This is a genomic window from Streptomyces sp. NBC_01244 (assembly GCF_035987325.1).
Classification (GTDB): domain Bacteria; phylum Actinomycetota; class Actinomycetes; order Streptomycetales; family Streptomycetaceae; genus Streptomyces.
Genome location: NZ_CP108488.1, coordinates 3925014 through 3947805, shown reverse-complemented (window position 1 = coordinate 3947805; position 22792 = coordinate 3925014). Strand labels below are relative to the sequence as shown.

Annotated in this window: 18 protein-coding genes; 10 read left to right on the top strand and 8 right to left on the bottom strand. The window is 71.0% G+C overall.

Features of this window, described 5'->3' with window-relative positions; all coding sequences use genetic code 11:
- Positions 1–112: 112 nt before the first annotated feature.
- The 4 genes from OG247_RS17455 (at position 113) to OG247_RS17440 (ending at position 6908) form a co-directional block, all read left to right on the top strand.
- Entirely contained in the window at positions 113–1462 is a 1350-nt protein-coding gene (locus OG247_RS17455) for an acyltransferase family protein (RefSeq protein ID WP_327253114.1), read from the top strand.
- Between the two features lie 28 nt (positions 1463–1490).
- Positions 1491–3290 (top strand): ABC-F family ATP-binding cassette domain-containing protein, encoded by a 1800-nt coding sequence (locus tag OG247_RS17450; protein WP_327253113.1) that lies wholly within the window; start codon positions 1491–1493, stop codon positions 3288–3290.
- A gap of 152 nt (positions 3291–3442) precedes the next feature.
- The gene (locus tag OG247_RS17445; RefSeq protein WP_327253112.1) at positions 3443–5122 is read left to right on the top strand and encodes an outer membrane protein assembly factor BamB family protein; all 1680 of its coding nucleotides are present in this window, start codon (positions 3443–3445) and stop codon (positions 5120–5122) included.
- 58 nt (positions 5123–5180) lie between these two features.
- Positions 5181–6908, top strand: coding sequence for an outer membrane protein assembly factor BamB family protein (locus OG247_RS17440; RefSeq protein WP_327253111.1), 1728 nt, complete (start codon positions 5181–5183; stop codon positions 6906–6908).
- A gap of 116 nt (positions 6909–7024) precedes the next feature.
- Here the strand turns inward: OG247_RS17440 and OG247_RS17435 are convergent, their stop codons facing one another.
- A complete protein-coding gene (locus tag OG247_RS17435; protein ID WP_442813242.1) occupies positions 7025–8254 on the bottom strand; it encodes an IS30 family transposase in 1230 nt (409 codons plus the stop codon).
- A 138-nt stretch (positions 8255–8392) separates the two neighbouring features.
- On the opposite strand from OG247_RS17435, the gene OG247_RS17430 reads away from it, so the two are divergent.
- The 3 genes from OG247_RS17430 to OG247_RS17420 all read left to right on the top strand — a co-directional run bounded on the left by OG247_RS17430 (position 8393) and on the right by OG247_RS17420 (position 11426).
- On the top strand, positions 8393–9082 hold the full coding sequence (locus tag OG247_RS17430) for a response regulator transcription factor (RefSeq protein ID WP_327257511.1): 690 nt from the start codon (positions 8393–8395) through the stop codon (positions 9080–9082).
- Positions 9083–9179: 97 nt separating this feature from the next.
- Positions 9180–10163, top strand: a complete 984-nt coding sequence (gene galE / locus OG247_RS17425) for a UDP-glucose 4-epimerase GalE (protein ID WP_327253110.1) — start codon at positions 9180–9182, stop codon at positions 10161–10163.
- A 477-nt stretch (positions 10164–10640) separates the two neighbouring features.
- Positions 10641–11426: a response regulator transcription factor gene (locus tag OG247_RS17420; protein ID WP_327253109.1), complete on the top strand. Its 786-nt coding sequence runs from the start codon at positions 10641–10643 to the stop codon at positions 11424–11426.
- Here the strand turns inward: OG247_RS17420 and OG247_RS17415 are convergent.
- Entirely contained in the window at positions 11385–11882 is a 498-nt protein-coding gene (locus tag OG247_RS17415; RefSeq protein ID WP_254385882.1) for a MarR family winged helix-turn-helix transcriptional regulator, read from the bottom strand. The two genes, OG247_RS17420 and OG247_RS17415, sit on opposite strands and share 42 nt — an antisense overlap.
- Before the next feature lie 161 nt (positions 11883–12043).
- Between OG247_RS17415 and OG247_RS17410 the strand changes: the two genes are divergently transcribed.
- Together OG247_RS17410 and OG247_RS17405 are read left to right on the top strand one after the other, a co-directional pair.
- Positions 12044–12946: a trans-aconitate 2-methyltransferase gene (locus OG247_RS17410; RefSeq protein ID WP_327253108.1), complete on the top strand. Its 903-nt coding sequence runs from the start codon at positions 12044–12046 to the stop codon at positions 12944–12946.
- 2 nt (positions 12947–12948) lie between these two features.
- On the top strand, positions 12949–13344 hold the full coding sequence (locus OG247_RS17405; RefSeq protein WP_327253107.1) for a VOC family protein: 396 nt from the start codon (positions 12949–12951) through the stop codon (positions 13342–13344).
- A gap of 75 nt (positions 13345–13419) precedes the next feature.
- On the opposite strand, the gene OG247_RS17400 is transcribed toward OG247_RS17405, so the two are convergent.
- The 3 genes from OG247_RS17400 to OG247_RS17390 form a co-directional block, all read right to left on the bottom strand.
- Positions 13420–15135, bottom strand: a complete 1716-nt coding sequence (locus tag OG247_RS17400; protein ID WP_327257510.1) for an FG-GAP repeat domain-containing protein — start codon at positions 15133–15135, stop codon at positions 13420–13422.
- A 255-nt stretch (positions 15136–15390) separates the two neighbouring features.
- Positions 15391–16065 (bottom strand): TetR family transcriptional regulator, encoded by a 675-nt coding sequence (locus OG247_RS17395; RefSeq protein WP_383947427.1) that lies wholly within the window; start codon positions 16063–16065, stop codon positions 15391–15393.
- Positions 16062–17042 (bottom strand): acyl-CoA desaturase, encoded by a 981-nt coding sequence (locus OG247_RS17390; RefSeq protein WP_327253106.1) that lies wholly within the window; start codon positions 17040–17042, stop codon positions 16062–16064. The genes OG247_RS17395 and OG247_RS17390 overlap by 4 nt, the downstream gene beginning before the upstream one ends.
- Positions 17043–17405: 363 nt before the next feature.
- On the opposite strand from OG247_RS17390, the gene ppc reads away from it, so the two are divergent.
- On the top strand, positions 17406–20171 hold the full coding sequence (gene ppc / locus OG247_RS17385) for a phosphoenolpyruvate carboxylase (protein ID WP_442813316.1): 2766 nt from the start codon (positions 17406–17408) through the stop codon (positions 20169–20171).
- Between the two features lie 93 nt (positions 20172–20264).
- Here ppc and pth read toward each other — a convergent pair whose 3' ends face one another.
- The 3 genes from pth to OG247_RS17370 all read right to left on the bottom strand — a co-directional run bounded on the left by pth (position 20265) and on the right by OG247_RS17370 (position 22708).
- Positions 20265–20855, bottom strand: coding sequence for an aminoacyl-tRNA hydrolase (gene pth, locus OG247_RS17380; protein WP_327253105.1), 591 nt, complete (start codon positions 20853–20855; stop codon positions 20265–20267).
- Between the two features lie 91 nt (positions 20856–20946).
- On the bottom strand, positions 20947–21522 hold the full coding sequence (locus OG247_RS17375; RefSeq protein ID WP_327253104.1) for a 50S ribosomal protein L25/general stress protein Ctc: 576 nt from the start codon (positions 21520–21522) through the stop codon (positions 20947–20949).
- Positions 21523–21730: 208 nt separating this feature from the next.
- Positions 21731–22708, bottom strand: coding sequence for a ribose-phosphate diphosphokinase (locus OG247_RS17370; RefSeq protein WP_112451977.1), 978 nt, complete (start codon positions 22706–22708; stop codon positions 21731–21733).
- Between the last annotated feature and the right edge of the window lie 84 nt (positions 22709–22792).

Here is a 22792-nt window from a genome sequence, read left to right as displayed (position 1 = left end):
GTAGGGGAACTCCGTCCGCGCAGCGGGATCGGGGGCGCCGGCCCCGGGTACCTAGGGGGGACTGAGTATCCGCGCCCTGTCGCGGCCCCCGCCCGCGCGGGACCGTAACCCCATGGGAGCCAGCGCACAAGACATCGCCGATGCCACCCCCGCCACCCGGGACCGCTACGTCGACCTGCTCCGGGTCGCCTCGCTCGGGACGGTCATCGCCGGGCACTGGCTGATGGCCGCCGTCAGCGGCGACGGCATAGGGAACCTGCTCGCCGTCGTGCCGCCGCTCCAGGTGCTCACCTGGGCGCTGCAGGTCATGCCGGTGTTCTTCTTCGTCGGGGGGTTCTCGCACGCCCTGTCCTACCGGTCCCTCGCACGCCGCACCGACGGCCCGGTGTACGCCGCCTTCCTGCGGGCCCGCCTGCGGCGGCTGCTGCGGCCCACCCTCGTGTTCGTCGCCGTCTGGACCGCCGTCGCCCTGACCGCGCAGCTCCTCGGCGGGGGCGGCGGCCGGCTGTCGGGGGCCGCGTTCCGGCTGGTCACGCAGCCGCTGTGGTTCATCGGGATCTACCTCGCGATGGTCGCCCTCACCCCGCCCCTGCTGACCCTGCACGAGCGCTACGGCTGGGCCGCCTTCGGGGCCCTGGCCGCGGCTGCCGCCGCCGTCGATCTGCTGCGCTTCGCGGGCGGCGTCCCGTACGCCGAGTTCCTGAACTTCGCCTTCGTCTGGCTCGCCGTCCACCAGCTCGGCTTCCTGCGCGCCACCGGCCCTGGCCGTGGGCAGCTCCGCCGTCCCGGCGCCCTCGCCGCCGCCGGGCTCGCCGGGGCCGTCCTGCTGGTGGCGTACGGGCCGTACCCGCTGTCCATGGTCGGGATGCCGGGGGAGAAGGTCTCCAACATGGCCCCGCCCACCCTGGCCCTGCTCGCGCACGGGATCTGGCTCGTGGGCGCCGTGGAGCTGCTCAGGGCCCCCGCCGCCGGCTGGCTGGCCCGGCCCCGGGTCTGGCGCGGGGTGGTCGCCGCCAACGGGGTCGCCATGACGGCCTTCCTCTGGCACCTCACCGCGATGCTCGCCGTGTACGCCGCCCAGCTCGGCCTCGGCTTCGCCCTGCCCGAGCCCGCCGGGGCGGCCTGGTGGGCCCAGGTACCGGTCCGGTTCCTCGCCGCCGCCGCGCTGACCTGCGTACTCGTCGCGGTCTTCCGCCGCTTCGAGGCGCCCGCCGGGAGCACCGCGCACCCCGGCGCCGGCGCCGGCCCCGGCTCGGGCCCCCGCGCCGCCCTCGGCACCGCGCTCTGCCTCCTGGGCGTTCTCGGGCTCTCCACGACCGGTCTCGGCGGGCTCCTGGAAGGCCACAGCGCCACCCTGATCGCGCTCCCGGTCACCGCGCCCGCCGCGATCGGCATGGCGCTGGGCGGCTGGCTGCTGGTGGAACGGTCCGGCACTTCGCGGAGGGTTAGGCTGAGGGGCTGATCCACACCCCTTCCCTGGAGCGCTCCTGATGGCCGTCAACCTGGTCAATGTCGAGGCAGTCAGCAAGGTGTACGGCACCCGTACCCTGCTCGACGGCATCTCCCTCGGCGTATCCGAGGGGGACCGGATCGGTGTCGTAGGCCGCAACGGCGACGGCAAGACCACCCTCATCCGCATGCTCGCCAAGCTGGAGGAACCCGACATCGGCCGGGTCACCCAGAACAGCGGCCTGCGCATGGGCGTGCTCACCCAGCACGACTCCCTCGACCCCTCGGCCACCGTCCGGCACGAGATCATCGGGGACATGGCCGACCACGAGTGGGCCGGCAACGCGAAGATCCGCGACGTCCTGACCGGCCTCTTCGGCGGGCTCGACCTGCCCGGCTTCGGGCAGGGCCTGGACACGGTCATCGGCCCGCTCTCCGGTGGGGAGCGCCGCCGCATCGCGCTCGCCCAGCTGCTCATCGCCGACCAGGACCTCCTCGTACTCGACGAGCCCACCAACCACCTCGACGTCGAGGGCATCTCCTGGCTGGCCAAGCACCTCCAGGAGCGCCGCTCCGCGCTCGTCTGCGTCACCCACGACCGGTGGTTCCTCGACCAGGTCTGCACCCGCATGTGGGACGTGCAGCGCGGTGACGTCCACGAGTACGAGGGCGGCTACAGCGACTACGTCTTCGCCCGCGCCGAGCGCGACCGCATCGCGGCGACCGAGGAGTCCAAGCGGCAGAACCTGATGCGCAAGGAGCTCGCCTGGCTGCGCCGCGGCGCCCCCGCGCGGACCTCCAAGCCGCGCTACCGCATCGAGGCCGCCAACGAGCTGATCGCCGACGTGCCGCCGCCGCGCGACAAGTCCGAGCTGATGAAGTTCGCGAACGCCCGCCTCGGCAAGACCGTGTTCGACCTGGAGAACGTCACCGTCCAGGCCGGCCCCAAGACCCTCCTCCAGCACCTCACCTGGCACCTGGGCCCCGGCGACCGCGTCGGTCTCGTCGGCGTCAACGGCGCCGGCAAGACCTCCCTGCTGCGGGCCCTCGCCGAGGCCGCCCGCACTCAGGGCGAGGTCCAGCCGGCCGCCGGGTCCGTGACCGTCGGCAAGACCGTCAAGCTGGCCTACCTCTCGCAGGAGGTCGGCGAACTCGACCCGTCCCTGCGGGTCCTGGAGGCCGTGCAGCGCGTCCGCGACCGGGTCGACCTCGGCCAGGGCCGCGAGATGACGGCCGGGCAGCTGTGCGAGCAGTTCGGCTTCACCAAGGAGAAGCAGTGGACGCCCGTCGGCGACCTCTCCGGTGGTGAGCGGCGCCGGCTGCAGATCCTGCGCCTGCTGATGGACGAGCCCAACGTCCTCTTCCTCGACGAGCCCACCAACGACCTCGACATCGAGACCCTGACCCAGCTGGAGGACCTCCTCGACGGCTGGCCCGGGTCGATGATCGTGATCTCGCACGACCGGTTCTTCATCGAGCGCACCACCGACACGGTCATGGCCCTGCTCGGCGACGCGAGCCTGCGGATGCTCCCGCGCGGCCTCGACGAGTACCTGGAGCGCCGCCGGAAGATGATCGACGCGGCCGCTCCGGCGCCCGCCCCGGCCGCCGCCGGAAAGTCCTCGGCCTCCGGGGACGCGCGCGCCGCGAAGAAGGAGCTGCAGAAGATCGAGCGGCAGCTCAACAAGATGACGGACCGCGAGAGCAGTCTGCACGCCCAGATCGCCGAGAACTCCACCGACTTCGACAAGGTCGCCAAGCTCGACGCCGAACTGCGGGAACTCATCGCGGACCGGGACGACTTGGAGATGCGCTGGCTGGAGCTCGCCGAAGACGCGTAGGGCGCGGGGCCCGCGCGCCCCAACTGGCCGATAACGACGGCATCACGGGCCGGTCCTCCCTTGGGAACAGGGGTCGGACCGGCCCGGCGCGGTTCTCGTCGGCAGTGATAGAAAGGGCTTCCTCCCACACCCGAAGCCGAAGGTATGCGCTGATGACCGAGCCGCCCCAGCCGCCGAACCAGCCGCCGAACCCTTCCGGTTACGGGCACCTGCCAGGGCCCCCGCAGCCCGGTTACGGTTTCCCGCCGCAGGGCGAGAACCCGTACGCACAGCAGCCCGCGCCGCAGGGGCCGTACGGCCAGCCGCCGCAGGGCCCGTACGGCGCGCAGCCGCCCGGGGGCTACGGCTTCCCGCCCCCGCCCCCGCACATGGCCCCCGGCGCCCCCGGCATGCCGCCCGGGCCGCCCGGCGGGCCGAAGAAGAAGCTCGCCGTGCTGATCGCGGCCTCCGTCGCCGGCGTGCTCGTCCTGGGCACCGGCGGCTACTTCGCGTTCTTCGCCGGCAAGGACAAGGGCGCCGACCAGGTCATCGGGCAGGACACCACCCCGCCCGCGGACGACAAGGCCTCGCCCTCCGCCTCCGCCTCCGTGGACAAGGGGGACGGCAGCGGCAACGGCGGTGAGGAGGAGGAAGACCTCAACGCCGGCCGCAAGCAGGGCGAGAGCAAGGTCCTCTGGTTCAAGAGCAGCAAGATCGACGGCCCCGGCGGGGGCGTCGACTCCAAGGGGCAGTGGATCGTCGGCGACACCGTCGTCAAGTCCGTCTGGAAGTCGGTCACCGCCTACGGGGTCAAGGACGGCAAGGAGAAGTGGACCCTCACCCTCCCCGCCGTCGTCTGCGGGGTCACCGACATGACCGCGGACGGCAAGACCGTCGTCATGTACAAGAACGGCGAGTCCAGCAGCGCCGACTGCAACCAGATGCGGATGATCGACCTCAAGGCCGGCAAGGAGGGATGGTCGAAGGAGGTCCCCAAGGAGGGTCTCTTCGACATCTTCACCAGCCCGGACCTCGCCCTCACCGGCGACTCCCTCGTCGTCAACCGGATGGGCACGACCAGCGCGTTCAAGGTCAGCACCGGGGACAAGCTCTTCACCAACAAGGTGGAAGAGGGCTGCCGGCCCGGCGACTTCGTCGCCATGAACGGCAAGATGCTCGCCATCGCGACCTGCCAGGACGCCGACAAGACCGTCCAGGTCATGGACGCCGACCCGGTCACCGGCAAGGGCACCTGGATCTACAAGCTCCCCAAGGACTTCCAGGTCAAGAACGTCTACTCGCTGGACCCGATCGTCCTCGACCTCGGCAACGGCGACAAGGAGCGCTCCATCGTGGTCCTCGGACCCGACGGCAAGAAGCGCGCCACCGTCTCCGGCGAAGGCAGCTTCCCGGTCGGCTGCGGCGGCCTGTTCAACCGTTCGCTCCAGAGCTGTGGTTCCTCCAACGTGGACGCGAACACCCTCTACCTGCCCACCAAGCCCGACGTCGGCAAGCCGAACGAGATCGTCGCCTTCGACCTCGGCACCGGCAAGGTGAAGTGGCGCACCCCGGCAGGCGAGGGACGCACCCTCACCCCGCTGAAGGCGGCGGGCGGCCAGGTCGTCGTCTACCGAGAGGCGGAGAGCGAGAAGGGCGGCGAGGTCCTCACCATCCCGGCCGGCGGGGGCACGCCCACCGCGGTCCTGCGCAACCCGTCCGGCCCCGCCGCCCCGGTGGAGAGCTCCTTCCTCTCCCCGAACGTGGACTACGTGGACGGCCGGCTGTTCGTCTCCGCCTCCCACCTGCAGGCCGACAACAAGAGCGAGAAGTTCCTGATGGTCTTCGGCAAGTGAGCGACCGCCCCGAGAACGAGCAGTCCGCCGAACCGCCCACCGAGAGGCAGTAGCACCGATGAGTACCCCGCCGCCCCCCAGCCAGCCGCCGTCCGGCGGGTTCGGCGCGCCGCAGGACCCGCCGCCGGGCGGCTTCTCCGCGCCCCCGCCCCCGCCGGCGCCCCCGGCCATGCCGGCCGGCCCCCCGCCGCCCCCGGCCCAGCCGCCGACCGTCCCGGCGCCGGCCGGGTCCCCCGGCGGGCAGGCCTCGTACGGGTATCCGCAGGAGCAGTCCTACGGCTACCCGCAGCAGCCCGGCACCGCGCCCATGTACGCGGCCCAGAGCCCGGCCGTCCCGGCCGGCGGCCGCGGCGGCAACGACGTCCGCACGCAGCTGATGATCGTCGGCGCGGCCCTCCTGGCCATCGTCCTCATCGTCGGCGGCGGCTTCTGGTACGTCTCCGGCGAGGACGAGGGCTCCGGCAGCCAGCCCGTGGCCGGCGGCAGCGAGAGCCCCGGCGGCGACAAGGCCCCGGGCGGCGGCGGCACCGAGAAGGCACCGGCCAAGACCAAGTCGAAGACCTTGGTCAACGTCCCGATGCCGGAGTCGAAGGAGATCGTCCAGATCCCCGGGTCCTGGCTCACCGACACCACCTACGCCAAGTCCGACATGGCCAAGGTCGTCGGCTACAACCTGGCCGACGGCACCAAGAAGTGGGAGATCCCGCTCGGCGCCAACGTCTGCGCCGCCAGCCGCTGGGTCTCGGACAACAAGACGGCGATCCTCTTCGACGAGGCCATGCCGACGGCCGAGAAGAAGTACCCGCAGTGCAGGCAGGTCGGCGTCATCGACCTGAACACCGGCAAGCTCCTGTGGAAGGCGACCGCCAAGTCCCAGACCGGCGGCGACAAGCCGGTCGTCCTCGCGGAGGTGACCGTCACCGGCCAGACCGTCGCCGCTGGCGGCCTGAGCGGCGGCGCCGCCTGGAACCTCGCCGACGGCAAGGTCCTGTGGTCCGCCAAGACCGACGCGGACCGGTGCGAGGACCTCGGCTACGGGGGCGGCCCGGCCCTCGCGGTGATCCGCCGCTGCGGCCAGCACCCGGACTACGTGCTGCACGCCCAGAGCCTCGACCCGGTCAGCGGTGCGCCCAAGGGCTCGTACAAGCTGCCCGCGGGCATCGACTTCGCCCAGATCGTCTCCACCAAGCCGCTGATCGTCGCGGCGGACGTCAACGACACCTCCAAGAACGCCACCGGCGTCAGCGACCTCTTCGTCCTCGACGACGCGGGCCAGCTCAAGACGCGCATCCCGCTCACCTCGGGCAACTACAACCCCGAGTGCGGGGCCACCGAGGTCGAGGACTGCACCAACATGGTCGTCGGCAACGGCAAGCTCTACCTGCCGACCGAGGAGCACAAGGGCACGACCGAATACGGCCGCACCAACGAGATCGTCTCCTTCGACCTGGAGACCGGCAAGCTGACCACCGACCGCGCCGACGCCGGCGAGCGCTACACCGTCTACCCGCTGCGCATGGACGGCTCCAACCTCATCGCCTACAAGGTCCCGCCCTACGACGGCGGCGGCCAGGTCGTCTCCATCGACGGCAAGACGATGAAGGAGACCGTGCTCATGCAGAACCCGGCGAACAAGGAGTCGCAGCGCGCCGAGACCCAGTTCCTGCCGGACTCCGGCGAATTCCGCTACGGCAACGGGAAGTTCTTCATCGCCCGCACCGCCGTGATGAGCAGGTCCTCGGGCTCCGACCCGTACTACACCTTCGTCTCCTTCACGACGGGCTGACCCGCGGCGCCAGACGCCCAGACCCCCCACCCCCCCCCAAGAACCCCCAGAACCCCCGGAAGCCCCCGGAAGGTCCGGGTGAATTCGAGGGGTCGTTGCAACACGTGGTCGGTTGATCAGGCCGCGAGCAGTTTAGACAGGCGCTCGGCTGGGGTTTCCCAGCCGAGCGTTTTGCGTGGGCGCCCGTTGAGTTCGGCGGCGACGGTGGCCAGGTCCTGGGGCGTGTGCCGGGACAGGTCGGTGCCCTTGGGGAAGTACTGCCGCAGCAGGCCGTTCGTGTTCTCGTTGGAGCCGCGCTGCCAGGGACTGGCCGGGTTGCAGAAGTAGACCGGGATGTTCGTGGCGACGGTGAATGCCTGGTGGGCGGCCATCTCCACGCCCTGGTCCCAGGTCAGGGATCGCCGCAGGTGGGGCGGGAGAGTCTTCACCGTCTCCACGAGCGCGTCCCGGGTGCTGGCCGCCGTGTGGTCGAAGGGCAGGTGGGCGAGCATCACGTAGCGGGTGGTGCGTTCGACGAGGGTGCCGATCGCGGACTTGCCGTCCTTTCCGATGATGAGATCGCCTTCCCAGTGGCCGGGGACGGCCCTGTCGGCGGCCTCGGCAGGCCGGTCGCTGATCATCACCATGTTCGGTATGGCGCGCGGCTTGCGCTTGTAGGACTGGCGGTGTGGCCGGCGGCGGGACCGGCCCGTCCGCAGGGCGCGGGTGAGTTCGCGGCGGAGCTCTCCGCGGCCCTGGACGTAGAGAGCCTGGTAGATCGTCTCGTGGGCCACGTGCATCTCCGGCCGGGCGGGGAACCGTGCCTGCAGAGCCTGGCAGATCTGTTCCGGACTCCATCGGAGTGTGAGGTGGGCCTGGATGAACTGGCGTAGTTCGGCGCTCCGGCGGATCTTGCCGGGCTTGGGGCGGGGGCGCCGTTGCTCGGCGCGGCGGTGGGCTGCGTGGGGCCGGTAGGCCCAGCAGGACGAGTCGCCGCGTGAGGGAATGCCGTTGCGGCGGATCTCCCTGCTGATGGTGGAGGGGCTGCGGCCCAGCTCGGCGGCGATGGTGCGGATCGACGCCTTCTCGCGCAGTCGGTCGGCTATGTGGATGCGGTCCTCTTCGCGGAGGTACCTGGATACGCCAGAAGCCGAAGCCTCCACGGTGATCGGAGGCTTCGGCTTCCCAGACGGCGGCGAGTGCCAACCGTTGCGCCATCTCTTGCCGGTCCGCAGGTTGATACCGACGATCCGGCAGGCTTCTCTGTTGCTGTAGCCCTGCTGCATGAGCCGGGAGTATGCCTCCCGCTCACGCGTCAGACGGCCACCGCCCCCTGGTCCCCGGTTCTCCCGGATCTTGAAATCCATCGCATCCCCTGAGCTGGGGTGTTGCGACGACCACTAGAACTCAAGCCGTCCTTCCGGGGGCTTCTGCGCGGTATCCGCACCGCGCCGTCGAACAAGCGTGTAGCTTGCCGGGTCAGAAGGGCGGGGGTGGGTGTCCCAATGGGCGTACGGGTCATGGTGGTCGACGAGCACCGGCTGCTGGCCGAGGCGCTCGCCTCGGCCCTGAAACTGCGCGGCCACCGGGTGCTGGCGGCCGCCGCCCCGGCCGCGGGCGCCGCCGAACTGGTCATCAGCCGGGCCCCGGAGGTCTGCCTGCTGGGCACCGCCACGCCCGCCGAGCCCGGAGTCTTCGAGCCGATCGTCCGGATCAAGCGGGAGCGTCCGCAGATCGCCGTGGTCGTCCTGGGACCGGTGCCGAGCCCGCGCGGGATCGCCGCCGCCTTCGCGGCCGGCGCCTCGGGGTACGTACGCCACGACGAGCGCATCGAAGGCGTGGAGCGGGCCCTGGCCAAGGCCCGGGCGGGGGAAGTGGCCATCGCGCCGCAGCTGTTGCAGGCAGCCTTCGCCGAGCTGCTCAACCCCGCCGCGCAGCCCGACGACGAGGGCAGCCGGCTGCTGCGGCTGCTCACCCCGCGCGAGGTGGAGGTGCTGGTCCGGGTCGCCGAGGGCGAGGACACCCGGCTCATCGCCGCCGGCATGGCCATCGCGCCGAGCACCGCGCGCACGCACGTCCAGCGGGTGCTGATGAAGCTGGGCGTGGGCTCGCGGCTGGAGGCGGCCGCGCTGGCCGCCCGTACGGGTCTGCTGGACCGGGCCGGACCGCCGCCGTCCGGGGGCGCCCGGCCCTGATCCGGGCCCGGGATTTCCCCGGCGGCGCGGATTCGGGTATGCCGGTGACCAGCACGCGTTCGGTGCGTGCGTTCCCCCGGCGAGAGGCAGCAGGCACGTGAGCGAGACGGCGTCTTCCAAGGATTCCAAATACCTGGTCACCGGCGGAGCCGGATACGTGGGCGGGGTGGTCGTGGCCCACCTCCTGGAGGAGGGCCACGAGGTCACCGTCCTCGACGACCTCTCCACCGGCTTCCGTTCCGGGGTGCCGTCGGGCGCCGAGTTCATCGAGGGCCGGATCCAGGACGCCGCCGAGTACCTGGACCCGTCCTACGACGGGGTCCTGCACTTCGCGGCCTCCTCGCAGGTCGGCGAATCCGTGGTGAACCCCGGCAAGTACTGGGAGAACAACGTCGGCGGCACCCTGGCCCTGCTGGCCGCGATGCGCGGGGCGGGCGTGCGCCGACTGGTGTTCTCCTCCACCGCGGCCACCTATGGGGAGCCCGGCGACGGGCCGTTGACCGAGTCCTCGGTGACCGCCCCCACCAACCCGTACGGGGCCTCGAAGCTCGCCGTCGACCACATGATCGCGGGGGAGTGCGCGGCGCACGGCCTCGCGGCGGTCTCGCTGCGCTACTTCAACGTGGCCGGGGCGTACGGGCGGTTCGGCGAGCTGCACGACCCCGAGACCCACCTGATCCCGCTGGTGCTGCAAGTGGCCCTCGGCGAGCGGGAGTCGATCTCCGTGTTCGGCGAGGACTACCCGACCCCGGACGGCACCTGCGTACGGGACTACATCCACGTCGCCGACCTCGCGGAGGCCCACCTGGCGGCGCTGCGGGTCGCCGCCGGGGGCGAGCACCTGGTGTGCAACCTCGGCAACGGCAGCGGGTTTTCGGTCCGCGAGGTCATCGAGACGGTCCGCAAGGTCACCGGGAAGGAGATTCCCGAGATCGTGGCCCCCCGCCGGGACGGCGATCCGGCCTTCCTCGTCGCCTCCGCCCGCACGGCCCACGAGCGCCTCGGCTGGACCCCGACCCGCTCGGACCTCACGGGCATCGTGACGGACGCCTGGAACTTCACCCGCGCCCGGCGCGGCTGAGCCCTCAGGCGCCCCCGGCCCACCCCTGCCACGCGCGCGCCCCCGCCCCCACCAGGGCGGGGGCGTGCGTGCGTTCCGGGCGCGCCCTCGCCGGGCGCTGCACGCGGGCGCCCGGCGTGCGCACGCCGAGTGAAATACCCCCCGTGCAACTGCCCATGGCACACGACCGGACGGAACGGGCCTTACCCGGGCAGGAAGCAGGCGATTTCAAGCCACCCCGGAGCCCCTCCGGAAGCGCCTCGCCGGAAAATCGCTCGAAAAACTTCTGCAATTCGGCCAACCACGAGTCGACCCCGGCCCTACGCTGATGCGTGACACCGGTGGGGGCCGGTGTTGATTCAGGGGTCGAGACAAGTCGGGTACGACGTCCGGTCCGGGGTAGTGCAGAGATGTCACGGCGGCGGCCGCGGCGCCTGCGGATCACCCGGTCCGGGCGTCGTACCCGCAGCCGTCCGTTCCCCGACCCTTGGGGGTTTTGTGGTCCGTATCCGGGTACTCGTGGTCGACGATCACCGCATCTTCGCCGAATCTCTCGCCGCCGCGCTCGCGGCCGAACCGGACGTGGACGTCTCCGCGGCCGGCAGTGGCCCCGCCGCGCTGCGCTGCCTCGAACGCGCGGTGGCCGAGGGCCGCCGCTTCGACGTTCTGCTCGTCGATTCCGACCTGGCCGCCGTCCCCGCGGGCGTTCCCGCCCAGCGGGAGTCCGCCTCCGTCCCGCCCGCCGCCGACGGGATCGCGCTGGTGGCAGGCGTACGGGTGTCCCATCCCGATGTCCGTACGGTCGTGCTCGCCGAGCGCGACGACGCACGCCGGGCCGCCCTCGCGCTCCAGGCGGGAGCATCGGGCTGGGTGGCCAAGGACTGCTCGCTCTCACGGCTCCTGGCCGTCATCCGCGGAGTCCTGCGCGAGGAGACGCACCTTCCGCCCGCGCTGCTCACGGGAGTGCTCCGCGAGCTGACCGCGGCGCGCAAGCACCGTACCGACAGCGAACGGCTGGTGGAGTCCCTCACGCCCAGGGAACACGAGGTGCTGCGCTGCATGGTGGCGGGGCTGGGCCGCAAGGACGTGGCCGCGCGGCTGTTCCTCTCCCCGCACACCGTCCGCACCCACATGCAGAACGTGCTGGGCAAGCTGGGCGTGCACTCCACGCTCGCGGCGGTCGCCCTGGCCCGGCGGGCCGGGGTACGTCCCGCCGACCTGCCGGGACTGCCGGGGCAGGGACTAGCCGGGGATGTTGTCGAACGGAGCGGTCAACTGGCGTAGCAAGCCGGCGAGATCGGCGCGCTGCGTCCGCGAGAGCTGGGCCAGGATCGCTCGTTCCTGGGCCAGCAGCCCGGCGAGCGCCTGGTCGGCGCGGTCGCGGCCTTCGGGGCTGAGGCGCACCAGGACCCCGCGGCGGTCGTTGGGGTCCGGCAGCCGTTCGACGAGGCCCTTCTTGGCGAGCCGGTCGATGCGGTTGGTCATGGTCCCGGAGGTCACCAGGGTCTGCGTCAACAGCTGGCCGGGGGAGAGCTGGTAGGGCGCGCCCGCTCGCCGCAGCGAGGTCAGGACGTCGAACTCCCACGGCTCCAGGCCGTGCTCGGAGAAGGCCAGCCGTCGGGCGCGGTCGAGATGCCGCGCGAGCCTGCTGACGCGGCTGAGCACCTCGAGTGGTTCCACGTCGAGGTCAGGGCGTTCGCGCCGCCATGCCGCGACCAGTCGGTCGACCTCGTCCTCCATGCGGATCAGTGTAAAGGGTCTGTCGACGTGAAGTCTCTTTAAATCGAGTATCTCGAACTCAAGTATCTTGACATCGAGATATATTTTTCGCCACCATGGGGCATGGAGGGGGCCGGAGCAGCTTCCGATTCCGACCGCACCGCCAGCAGGGAGGCTCGAACATGCATTCCGATACCGCGCCGGCCAGGATTCCGGCGTCGACCACGGGCGACGCGCCCACCGCGCCGACCACCCCCACCACCCCCACTGCCCCCACCGCCCCCACATGGGACCCGCAGCAGTACCTCCGGCACGCCGGCCACCGGGCCAGGCCCTTCCTCGACCTTCTGGCCCGGATACCCGAGCTCCCCTCCCGGGCCGCCCGCATCGCCGACCTCGGCTGCGGCCCCGGCAACGTCACCGCGCTCCTCGCGGACCGCTGGCCCGAAGCCCACATCACCGGCTACGACCTTTCCCCCGAGATGCTCCACCGCGCCGATGCCGAATACGCCGGTTCCACCGGCGGCGGAGGCAAGCTCGACTTCCGCCACGGCAACCTCGCCGACTGGCTCCCGGAGGAGCCCTACGACCTGATCGTCTCCAACGCCGCCTTCCAGTGGGTCCCCGGCCACGCCGGCTCCTTCGCCCCCTGGATCAACGGACTGCGCCCCGGCGGCACCTTCGCCTTCCAGATCCCCGGCAACTTCACCGCCCCCAGTCACCGGATCCTCGCCGAGCTGTGCGACACCCCGCGCTGGCGGTCCCGGCTCGCCGGACACGGAGCCCGCTACATCCACATCCTCGAACCCTCCGGATACCTGGAGCGGTTCACCGAGCTCGGCTGCGCCGCCGACGTATGGGAGACCACCTACCACCAGCTGCTCGAGGGCCCCGACCCGGTACTGGACTGGGTCAAGGGCACCGCACTGCGGCCCGTGCTCACCGCGCTGGCCGACGACGAGGAGGCCGCCGAGGCCTTCCTCGCCGAGTACCGCACCCTGCTCCGCGCGGCCTACCCCACGGGCCCCCGGGGCACCGTGTTCCCGTTCCGCCGGATCTTCGCCGTCGCCCGCAGGGAGGCCTGAACATGCTCGCCGGAGTCGACCACGTCCAGCTCGCCGCCCCGCCCGGCTCGGAGGACCGGCTGCGGGCCTATTACACCGAGGTGCTCGGCATGACCGAGATCCCCAAGCCGCCGGTGCTCGCGGCGCGCGGCGGCTGCTGGTTCGCCGCCGGTCCGGTCCGGCTCCACCTCGGCATCGAGGAGGACTTCCACCCCGCCCGCAAGGCGCACCCGGGGCTCAGGGTGGATGGCATCGAGGCCTACGCGAGCAGACTTCGGGAGCGGGGCGCGAAGGTCGTCTGGGACGACGCCCTCCCGGGCCACCACCGCTTCTACTCCGAGGATCCGGTGGGCAACCGGCTGGAGTTCTTGGAACCGCACGGCCCGGAACGGCACACCCCGCGGCGCGTCGGCCGCTGAACCGCCACGGCGCATACGAAGGCGCCCCGCCACCGGAGATCCGGTGACGGGGCGCCTTCGTACGGGCGGAACCGATCAGAACAGTTCCACGTAGGTGTTCCAGCCGCCACCGATGGAGGTGTTGCCCTGGAAGGTGTTCAGGCCCTTGAGGCCCGTCGCCTTGTACACGAACGCGGTGCCGGCGGAGTTGACGCCGACGAGGTCGGTGCGGCCGTCACCGGTGATGTCGCCGACCGCGGCCAGCTTCTTCAGGCCGTTCCAGCCGCTGGCGCCGATCTTGACGCGGTCGCCGAAGCCGGCCGTGCCGTTGCCCGGGTAGACCCACAGCGTGCCGTCGGTACCGCGGGCGAGCAGGTCCGCGCGGCCGTCGCCGGTCACGTCGCCGGCGCCGAGGAGCTTGTTGTAGATGCCCCAGCCGGCGCCGAGGCGGACGCGGTCGCGGAACTGGTAGCCGTTGCCCCAGCTCGGGTAGAGCCACAGCACGTTGGACTTGTCGCGGGCCAGCAGGTCGCCGTAGCCGTCGCCGTTGATGTCGCCCACGCCGGTGAGGGAGTTGTAGATGTCCCAGCCGGCGCCCAGGTAGTGGTCGCCGATGTAGAGCTTGCCGCCGCCCCACATGAGCCACTGGGCGTCGTTCGTGGCGTTGAAGGAGGAGGCCAGGGCAATGCCGACCTGGTTGACCGGCGCCTCGCCGTTGCCCAGGACCATCTGACGGTCGGCGAAGCCGCCGTTCATCCTGCCGCTGTACCAGTAGAGGGCGCCTGCCCCGGTGCGGCCGCCCACCTCGGCGCGGCCGTGCGCGGGCACGCCGCCCTGGCCGGAGATCAGGTTCTCGTACTCCCAGCCGGTACCCATCAGCTGGCGGTCGCCGAAGCGGCCGGCGCCGTTCGACGGGTAGGTCCACGTCTTGCCGCTCGTGTCGCGGCCCACGAGCCAGTTGCCGCCGGAGTTGTTGGTCAGCACCAGGAGCTGGTTGTACATGTTCCAGCCGGTGCCGCTCTTGATCCGGTCGCCGAAGCCGCCGCCGGCCTTGCCCGGGTACACGTAGAGCGTGCCGCCGGGCGTGGCCGCCAGCAGGTCGGCACGGCCGTCGGCGTTGAAGTCGCCGCCGCCGCCGACGATCTGGGAGAAGCCGTTCCAGCCGCCGCCGAGGGAGATGCGGGCGCCGTACGGGCTGCCCGAGCCGGCCGTGCCGTTGCCCGGGTACAGGTACAGGGAGCCCGCGTACGTGCGGGCCAGCAGGTCCGCGTTGCCGTCGCCGGTCACGTCGCCGACACCGACGACCTTGTTGTAGATGTTCCAGCCGTTGCCGGACCAGCCGGTGCGGTAGGTACCGCCGGTGTTCGCCGACAGGAGGGACAGCTTGCCGGCGACGGAGAGCGTCAGCAGCTCGGGCTGCCCGTCGCGGTTGAGGTCGCCGGCGGGGACGACGTCCTTGAAGTCCCCGTCGTAGCCCGCGCCATCGACGTAGTACTCCGGGTCGGGCTTACCGTCGAAGGTCTTCAGGTACGACGAGTCGTTGAGCCCGCGGTACAGGATGTCGGACCAGCCGTCACCGTCCGCGTCGAACAGCGGCGTCAGCGAGGCCGCCGCCGCCGTACGGGCCGCGGCCTTGGACGACGGGGCCTTCGGCCGGACGCCCGTGGCGCGGTCGTCGGTCTTGGGCCGCTCGACCTTCGGCGTGGGGATCGGCTTCTCGGCGGCCGAGGCCGAGGTGCCGGAAAGGAGCATGCCCGCCGCGAGGGCGAGGGCGGTGCAGGCCGCGATGCGGCCGGAGCGCGAGGAGCGCATGAAAGACAAGAGGTCTCCCTGGTAGTCAGGCGAAACCGGGCTGAACGATCTCGTCCACGGCGCGCGGCAGTGCTGCGCTGCACGTGAGACGGCATTCCCCCCCGGGAGTTACCGAAGACTACCTGTGTGACGCGTGTTGTCTAGACATTAAGCGCGCTATTTTGATCACGTTCAGAACGCAGCGGTGCCCGGGGCCTCGGGCCCCGGGCACCAGGTGCGACGTCCCGCTCACGCACCGCGAACGGGCGGGCGCGCTCACTTCTTGCGGTGGCCCACCAGCCGCGGCTTCGCCTCCAGGTTCTCCAGTCCGTGCCAGGACAGGTTCACCAGGTGCGCCGCCACCTCGGCCTTCTTCGGCTGGCGCGTCTCCAGCCACCACTGCCCGGTCAGCGCGACCATCCCGACCAGCGCCTGCGCGTACAGCGGGGCCAGCTTCGGGTCGAAGCCGCGGGCCTTGAACTCAAGACCGAGGATGTCCTCGACCTGCGTGGCGATATCGCTGATCAGCGAGGCGAAGGTGCCCGTCGACTGGGCCACGGGGGAGTCACGGACCAGGATCCGGAAACCGTCCGTGTAGTTCTCGATGTAGTCCAGCAGCGCGAACGCCGCCTGCTCCAGCAGTTCCCGCGGGTGCCCGGCCGTCAGCGCGCCCGTCACCCCGTCCAGCAGCTGGCGCATCTCGCGGTCCACGACGACCGCGTAGAGGCCCTCCTTGCCGCCGAAGTGCTCGTAGACCACCGGCTTGGAGACTCCGGCCTTCGCCGCGATCTCCTCCACCGACGTGCCCTCGAACCCCTTCTCGGCGAACAGGGTGCGGCCGATGTCCAGCAGTTGCTGACGCCGTTCGGCGCCCGTCATCCGGACCCGGCGGCTGCGCCTGGGCTTCTCGCTGCTGGAACTGCTGCCGTCGTTTCCCACGTCCCCCATCATGCCGCGTTCGACACTTCTTCCTTGCGTCGGGCGTCGATGCGGGCCTCGGACGGCCAGCGGACGTCGGACGCCCAGCCCAGCTGTTCGAACCAGCGGATCAGCCGTGCGCTGGAGTCGACCTGGCCGCGCAGCACACCGTGCCGGGCGGACGTCGGGTCGGCGTGGTGCAGGTTGTGCCAGGACTCGCCGCAGGACAGCACCGCCAGCCACCACACGTTGCCGGAGCGGTCGCGCGACTTGAACGGGCGCTTGCCGACCGCGTGGCAGATCGAGTTGATCGACCACGTCACGTGGTGCAGCAGCGCGACCCGGACCAGGGAGCCCCAGAAGAACGCCGTGAAGGCGCCCCACCACGACATCGTCACCAGACCGCCCACCAGCGGCGGCAGCGCCAGCGAGAACATCGTCCAGAAGACGAAGTCGCGCGAGATGCGGCGGATCGCCGGGTCCTTGATCAGGTCCGGGGCGTACTTCTGCTGGTCGGTCTGCTCCTCGTCGAAGAGCCATCCGATGTGCGCCCACCACAGGCCCTTCATCAGGGCCGGCACCGTCTCGCCGAAGCGCCACGGCGAATGCGGGTCGCCCTCGTGGTCGGAGTACTTGTGGTGCTTGCGGTGGTCGGCCACCCAGCGCACCAGGGGTCCCTCGACCGCCATCGAGCCCATGATCGCCAGGGCGATGCGCAGCGGCCGCTTCGCCTTGAAGGAACCGTGCGTGAAGTAGCGGTGGAAGCCGATGGTGATGCCGTGGCAGGCCAGGAAGTACATGAAGACCATCAGGCCCACGTCCAGCCAGCTCACCCCCCAGCCCCAGGCGAGCGGAAGCGCCACCAGCAGTGCGAGGAAGGGGACGGTGATGAACAGCAGCAGCGCGATCTGCTCCACGGACCGCTTGCTCTCACCGCCGAGGGTCGCGGACGGCACGGACGCGCCGGAAGACGCCGAGGCGTCCTCGATCACGTCGGGACTGATGGTCATAGGTGTGTCCCCTGAGGGTGAGGGAGTCGGCAGGCGCGCCGCCCGGCCACACATCCCTACGGGTGCGTAACCTACGGCAACGTAAGTATGGCAAAGGTCCCCCGCGGGGCAAGAGGAGCGCGCCCGCAGCCGGGTCCATCGGCCCGGGCCGCGGGGCCGTCGTCCCGCCTGGTGACACACGGGCCTGGTCACCGGTACGGGCCACCTATCCTGGTGTCGTCGGACAGCGCGGTCCGCACGGGCAGCCCGAGCTGCGCATCAGGAAGCGGTGGCACCGCCGGACCCAGGTCCGGGCGGGCACCACCGCGCGTATCCGGGGCCCACCTCCCAGTAGCGCTCGAAACACTGCAAGGAGCCGCACCTGTGAGCAGTGCCGACCAGGCCCACTCGACCACCGCCTCGGCGACGTCCTCCGCCGGCGCCGCCAACGCCGAACTGCGCGCGGACATCCGCCGCCTCGGCGACCTCCTCGGCGAGACCCTCGTACGTCAGGAGGGCCAGGACCTCCTCGACCTGGTCGAACGCGTCCGAGCCCTCACCCGCACCGACGGCATCGCGGCCGCCGAGCTGCTCGGCGACACCGACCTGGAGACCGCCGCCAAGCTGGTGCGCGCCTTCTCCACCTACTTCCACCTCGCCAACGTCACCGAGCAGGTGCACCGCGGCAAGGAGCTGCGCGCCCACCGCGCCGCCGAGGGGGGCCTGCTGGCCCGCACCGCCGACATGCTCAAGGACGCGGACCCCGAGCACCTGCGCGAGACGGTCAAGAACCTCAACGTCCGCCCCGTCTTCACCGCGCACCCCACCGAGGCGGCCCGCCGCAGCGTCCTCAACAAGCTGCGCCGCATCGCGGCCCTCCTGGAGGAGCCCGTCGCGGGCGCCGGCGAGCGCCGCCGCCACGACCTGCGCCTCGCGGAGAACATCGACCTCGTCTGGCAGACCGACGAACTGCGCGTGGTCCGCCCGGAGCCCGCCGACGAGGCGCGCAACGCCATCTACTACCTCGACGAGCTGCACGCCGGCGCCGTCGGCGACGTCCTCGAAGACCTCGCCGCCGAGCTCCAGCGCGTCGGCATCGAGATCCCGGCCGGCACCCGCCCGCTCACCTTCGGCACCTGGATCGGCGGCGACCGCGACGGCAACCCCAACGTCACCCCCGACGTGACGCGGGACGTGCTGATCCTCCAGCACGAGCACGGCATCACCGACGCCCTGGAACTCATCGACTTCCTGCGCGGACTGCTGTCGAACTCCATCCGCTACACCGGCGCCACCGAGGAACTCCTCACCTCCCTCCAGGCCGACCTGGAGCGCCTCCCGGAGATCAGCCCGCGCTACAAGCGGCTGAACGCCGAGGAGCCGTACCGCCTCAAGGCCACCTGCGTCCGGCAGAAGCTTCTCAACACCCGCGAGCGCCTCGCCAAGGGAACCCCGCACGAGGAAGGCCGCGACTACCTCGGCACCGCCGAGCTGCTCACCGACCTCACCCTCATCCAGACCTCCCTGCGCGAGCACCGCGGCGCGCTCTTCGCCGACGGCCGCATGGACCGCACCATCCGCACGCTGGCCGCCTTCGGCCTCCAGCTCGCCACGATGGACGTACGCGAGCACGCGGACGCCCACCACCACGCGCTGGGCCAGCTCTTCGACCGGCTCGGCGAGGAGTCCTGGCGCTACGCGGACATGCCCCGCGACTACCGCGGCCGGCTCCTGGCCAAGGAGCTGCGCTCGCGCCGTCCGCTGGCGCCCACCCCGGCCCCGCTCGACGCGGCCGGCCAGAAGACGCTCGGCGTGTTCGGCGCCATCAAGGACGCCTTCGAGAAGTTCGGCCCCGAGGTCATCGAGTCCTACGTCATCTCGATGTGCCAGGGCGCCGACGACGTCTTCGCCGCCGCCGTCCTCGCCCGCGAGGCCGGTCTCATCGACCTGCACGGCGGCTGGGCCAAGATCGGCATCGTCCCGCTCCTGGAGACCACGGACGAGCTCAAGGCCGCCGACGTCATCCTCGACGAGATGCTCGCCGACCCCTCCTACCGGCGCCTGGTCTCGCTGCGCGGCGACGTCCAGGAGGTCATGCTCGGCTACTCCGACTCCTCCAAGTTCGGCGGCATCACCACCTCCCAGTGGGAGATCCACCGAGCCCAGCGCCGGCTGCGCGACGTGGCCCACCGCTACGGCGTGCGCCTGCGCCTCTTCCACGGCCGCGGCGGCACCGTCGGCCGCGGTGGCGGCCCCTCGCACGACGCGATCCTCGCGCAGCCCTGGGGCACCCTGGAGGGCGAGATCAAGGTCACCGAGCAGGGCGAGGTCATCTCCGACAAGTACCTCGTCCCCTCGCTGGCCCGCGAGAACCTGGAGCTGACCGTAGCGGCCACCCTCCAGGCCTCCGCCCTGCACACCGCCCCGCGCCAGTCCGATGAGGACCTGGCCCGCTGGGACGCGGCCATGGACACCGTCTCGGACGCCGCGCACGACGCGTACCGCGAGCTCGTCGAGGACCCGGACCTGCCGGCGTACTTCTTCGCCGCCACCCCCGTGGACCAGCTCGCCGACCTGCACCTGGGCTCGCGGCCCTCGCGCCGCCCCGACTCCGGCGCCGGCCTCGACGGCCTGCGCGCCATCCCGTGGGTGTTCGGCTGGACCCAGTCCCGCCAGATCGTCCCCGGCTGGTACGGGGTCGGCTCGGGCCTGAAGGCCCTGCGCGAGGCCGGCCAGGGCGACGCGCTGGCCGAGATGGGCGAGCGCTGGCACTTCTTCCGCAACTTCCTGTCCAACGTCGAGATGACGCTGGCCAAGACGGACCTGCGGATCGCCCGCCACTACGTCGACACCCTGGTGCCCGACGAGCTCAAGCACGTGTTCGCCCGCATCGAGGCCGAGCACGAGCTCACGGTCCGCGAGGTCCTGCGGATCACCGGGGGCGAGAAGCTCCTCGACTCCAACCCGGTCCTCCAGCAGACCTTCTCGGTCCGCGACGCCTACCTGGACCCGATCTCCTACCTCCAGGTCTCGCTGCTGGCCCGCCAGCGCGCGGCCGCCGAGCGCGGCGAGGAAGCGGACCCGATCCTGTCCCGGGCGCTGCTCCTCACCGTCAACGGCGTCGCGGCCGGTCTGCGCAACACCGGCTGAGGTTTCGTACGGCACGGCAGAGGGCCCGCACACCGGACGGTGTGCGGGCCCTCTTGCGCGTCCAACTGTTGGCCCCTCCAACTGTTGGCCCCTCTAACTGTTGTACGTGGACTGCGCGCGCTCCAGGCCCTCCTGGATCAGGCACTCCACGGCGTCCGCCGAACGGTCGACGAACCAGTCCAGCTCCTTGCGCTCCGTGGAGGAGAAGTCCTTCAGGACGAAGTCGGCGACCTGCATCCGGCCGGGCGGTCGGCCGATGCCGCAGCGCACCCGGTGGTAGTCCGGGCCCATCGACTTGGTCATCGACTTCAGGCCGTTGTGGCCGTTGTCCCCGCCGCCCAGCTTCAGCCGCAGCGTCGGGTAGTCGATGTCCAGCTCGTCGTGGACCGCGATGATCCGGTCCAGCGGCACCTTGTAGAAGTCCCGCAGCGCCGTCACCGGGCCGCCGGACAGGTTCATGAACGACATGGGCTTGGCCAGCACCACGCGCCGGTTCAGCGGTCCCGGCGGGCCCATCCGGCCCTCGACCACCTGGGCGCGCGCCTTGTGCGCCTTGAACTTGCCGCGCATCCGCTCCGCCAGCAGGTCGGCCACCATGAAACCGATGTTGTGGCGGTTGCCCGCGTACTCCGCACCCGGGTTCCCGAGACCCACGATCAGCCAGGGCGCCGCGTCGTCCGACATCAAAAGCTCCTTATACGAAGACGACCGCCGTCCCGCTCCAGTGGAGCCGGACGGCGGTCGTTCAGCAAGTGCTGAGGGGGAGGCGCGAGGCTCAGGCCTCGGTGCCCTCGGCGGCCGGCTCCTCGGCGCCCGCGCCGATGACCTGCAGGACGGCGATGTCGCCGTCGACGGCCAGCGTGGTGCCGGCCGGCAGGACCAGGTCGGAGGCGGTGATGGTGGCACCGGCCTCCAGGCCCGCGATCGAGACGGTGACCTCGGTCGGGATGTGCGTGGCCTCGGCCTCGACGGAGATGGTGTTCTGGAGGGTCTCCAGCATGTTGCCGCCCGGGGCCAGCTCGCCCTCGGTGACGATCGCGACGTCGACGGTGACCTTCTCGCCCTTCTTGACGATCAGGAAGTCGACGTGGGAGATCGAACGCTTCAGCGGGTGCTTCTGAACGGCCTTCGGGATGACCAGCTCGGTGCCGGCGCCCTCGATGTCCAGGGAGAGCAGGACGTTCGGGGTGCGCAGCGCCAGCTGGAGGGCGTGGGCGTCCACGTTGACGTGCTTCGGGTCGGTGCCGTGGCCGTAGATGACCGCGGGGGTCAGGGCGTCACGGCGGGCCTGGCGGGCAGAGCCCTTGCCGAAGTTTTCGCGGACCTTCGCGGCAAGCTTGATCTCGGACATGCTCACTCCTCGTGGGGTGACGGAAATGGACGACAGTCACCCGGCCGGAACACGGCCTGCTACGAAGAGCGCGTCGATAACGGAGCATCCACACCTGTGGAAAACAGGTACGGCCTCCCTCGCCGAGCAACTCAAGGAGTGTACCCGGCGGGGAGGCCGTACCCAAAAATGATCTGACCCCAAAGGAGTCAGCACAGTGCGGAGGTGCTTACTGCTGCTCTTCGAACAGGCTGGTGACCGAGCCGTCCTCGAAGACCTCGCGCACGGCGCGGGCGATCATCGGGGCGATGGAGAGCACCGTGATCTTGTCGAGCTCCAGGTCGGACGGGTCCGGCAGGGTGTTCGTGAACACGAACTCGCTGACCTTGGAGTTCTTCAGGCGGTCGGCGGCCGGGCCCGACAGGATGCCGTGCGTGGCCGTCACGATGACGTCCTCCGCGCCGTGCGCGAAGAGCGCGTCGGCGGCGGCGCAGATGGTGCCACCCGTGTCGATCATGTCGTCGACCAGGACGCAGACGCGGCCCTTGACCTCACCGACGACCTCGTGGACGGTCACCTGGTTGGCGACGTCCTTGTCACGGCGCTTGTGGACGATCGCCAGCGGCGCGTCCAGACGGTCGCACCAGCGGTCGGCGACGCGTACGCGGCCGGCGTCCGGGGAGACGATCGTCAGCTTGGAGCGGTCGACCTTGGCGCCGACGTAGTCCGCGAGGACCGACAGGGCCGAAAGGTGGTCGACCGGGCCGTCGAAGAAGCCCTGGATCTGGTCGGTGTGCAGATCGACCGTGAGGATGCGGTCCGCACCCGCGGTCTTCAGCAGGTCCGCGACCAGGCGGGCCGAGATCGGCTCGCGGCCCTTGTGCTTCTTGTCCTGGCGGGCGTACCCGTAGGACGGGACGATCACGGTGATGGAGCGTGCCGACGCGCGCTTGAGCGCGTCGATCATGATCAGCTGCTCCATGATCCACTTGTTGATCGGAGCCGTGTGGCTCTGGATCAGGAAGCAGTCCGCGCCACGCGCCGACTCCTGGAATCGGACGTAGATCTCGCCGTTCGCGAAGTCGAAAGCCTTGGTCGGCACGAGGCCGACACCGAGCTGGTGCGCGACCTCCTCGGCCAGCTCGGGGTGGGCGCGGCCGGAGAAGAGCATCAGCTTCTTCTCGCCGGTCGTCTTGATCCCGGTCACAGCACTGTCTCCTCAGACGTGGGAAAGCTGCTCGCCCCCATGTGCGTCCGTCCCGCACACGGTGAGCCAGCCGAATTGCGTTCA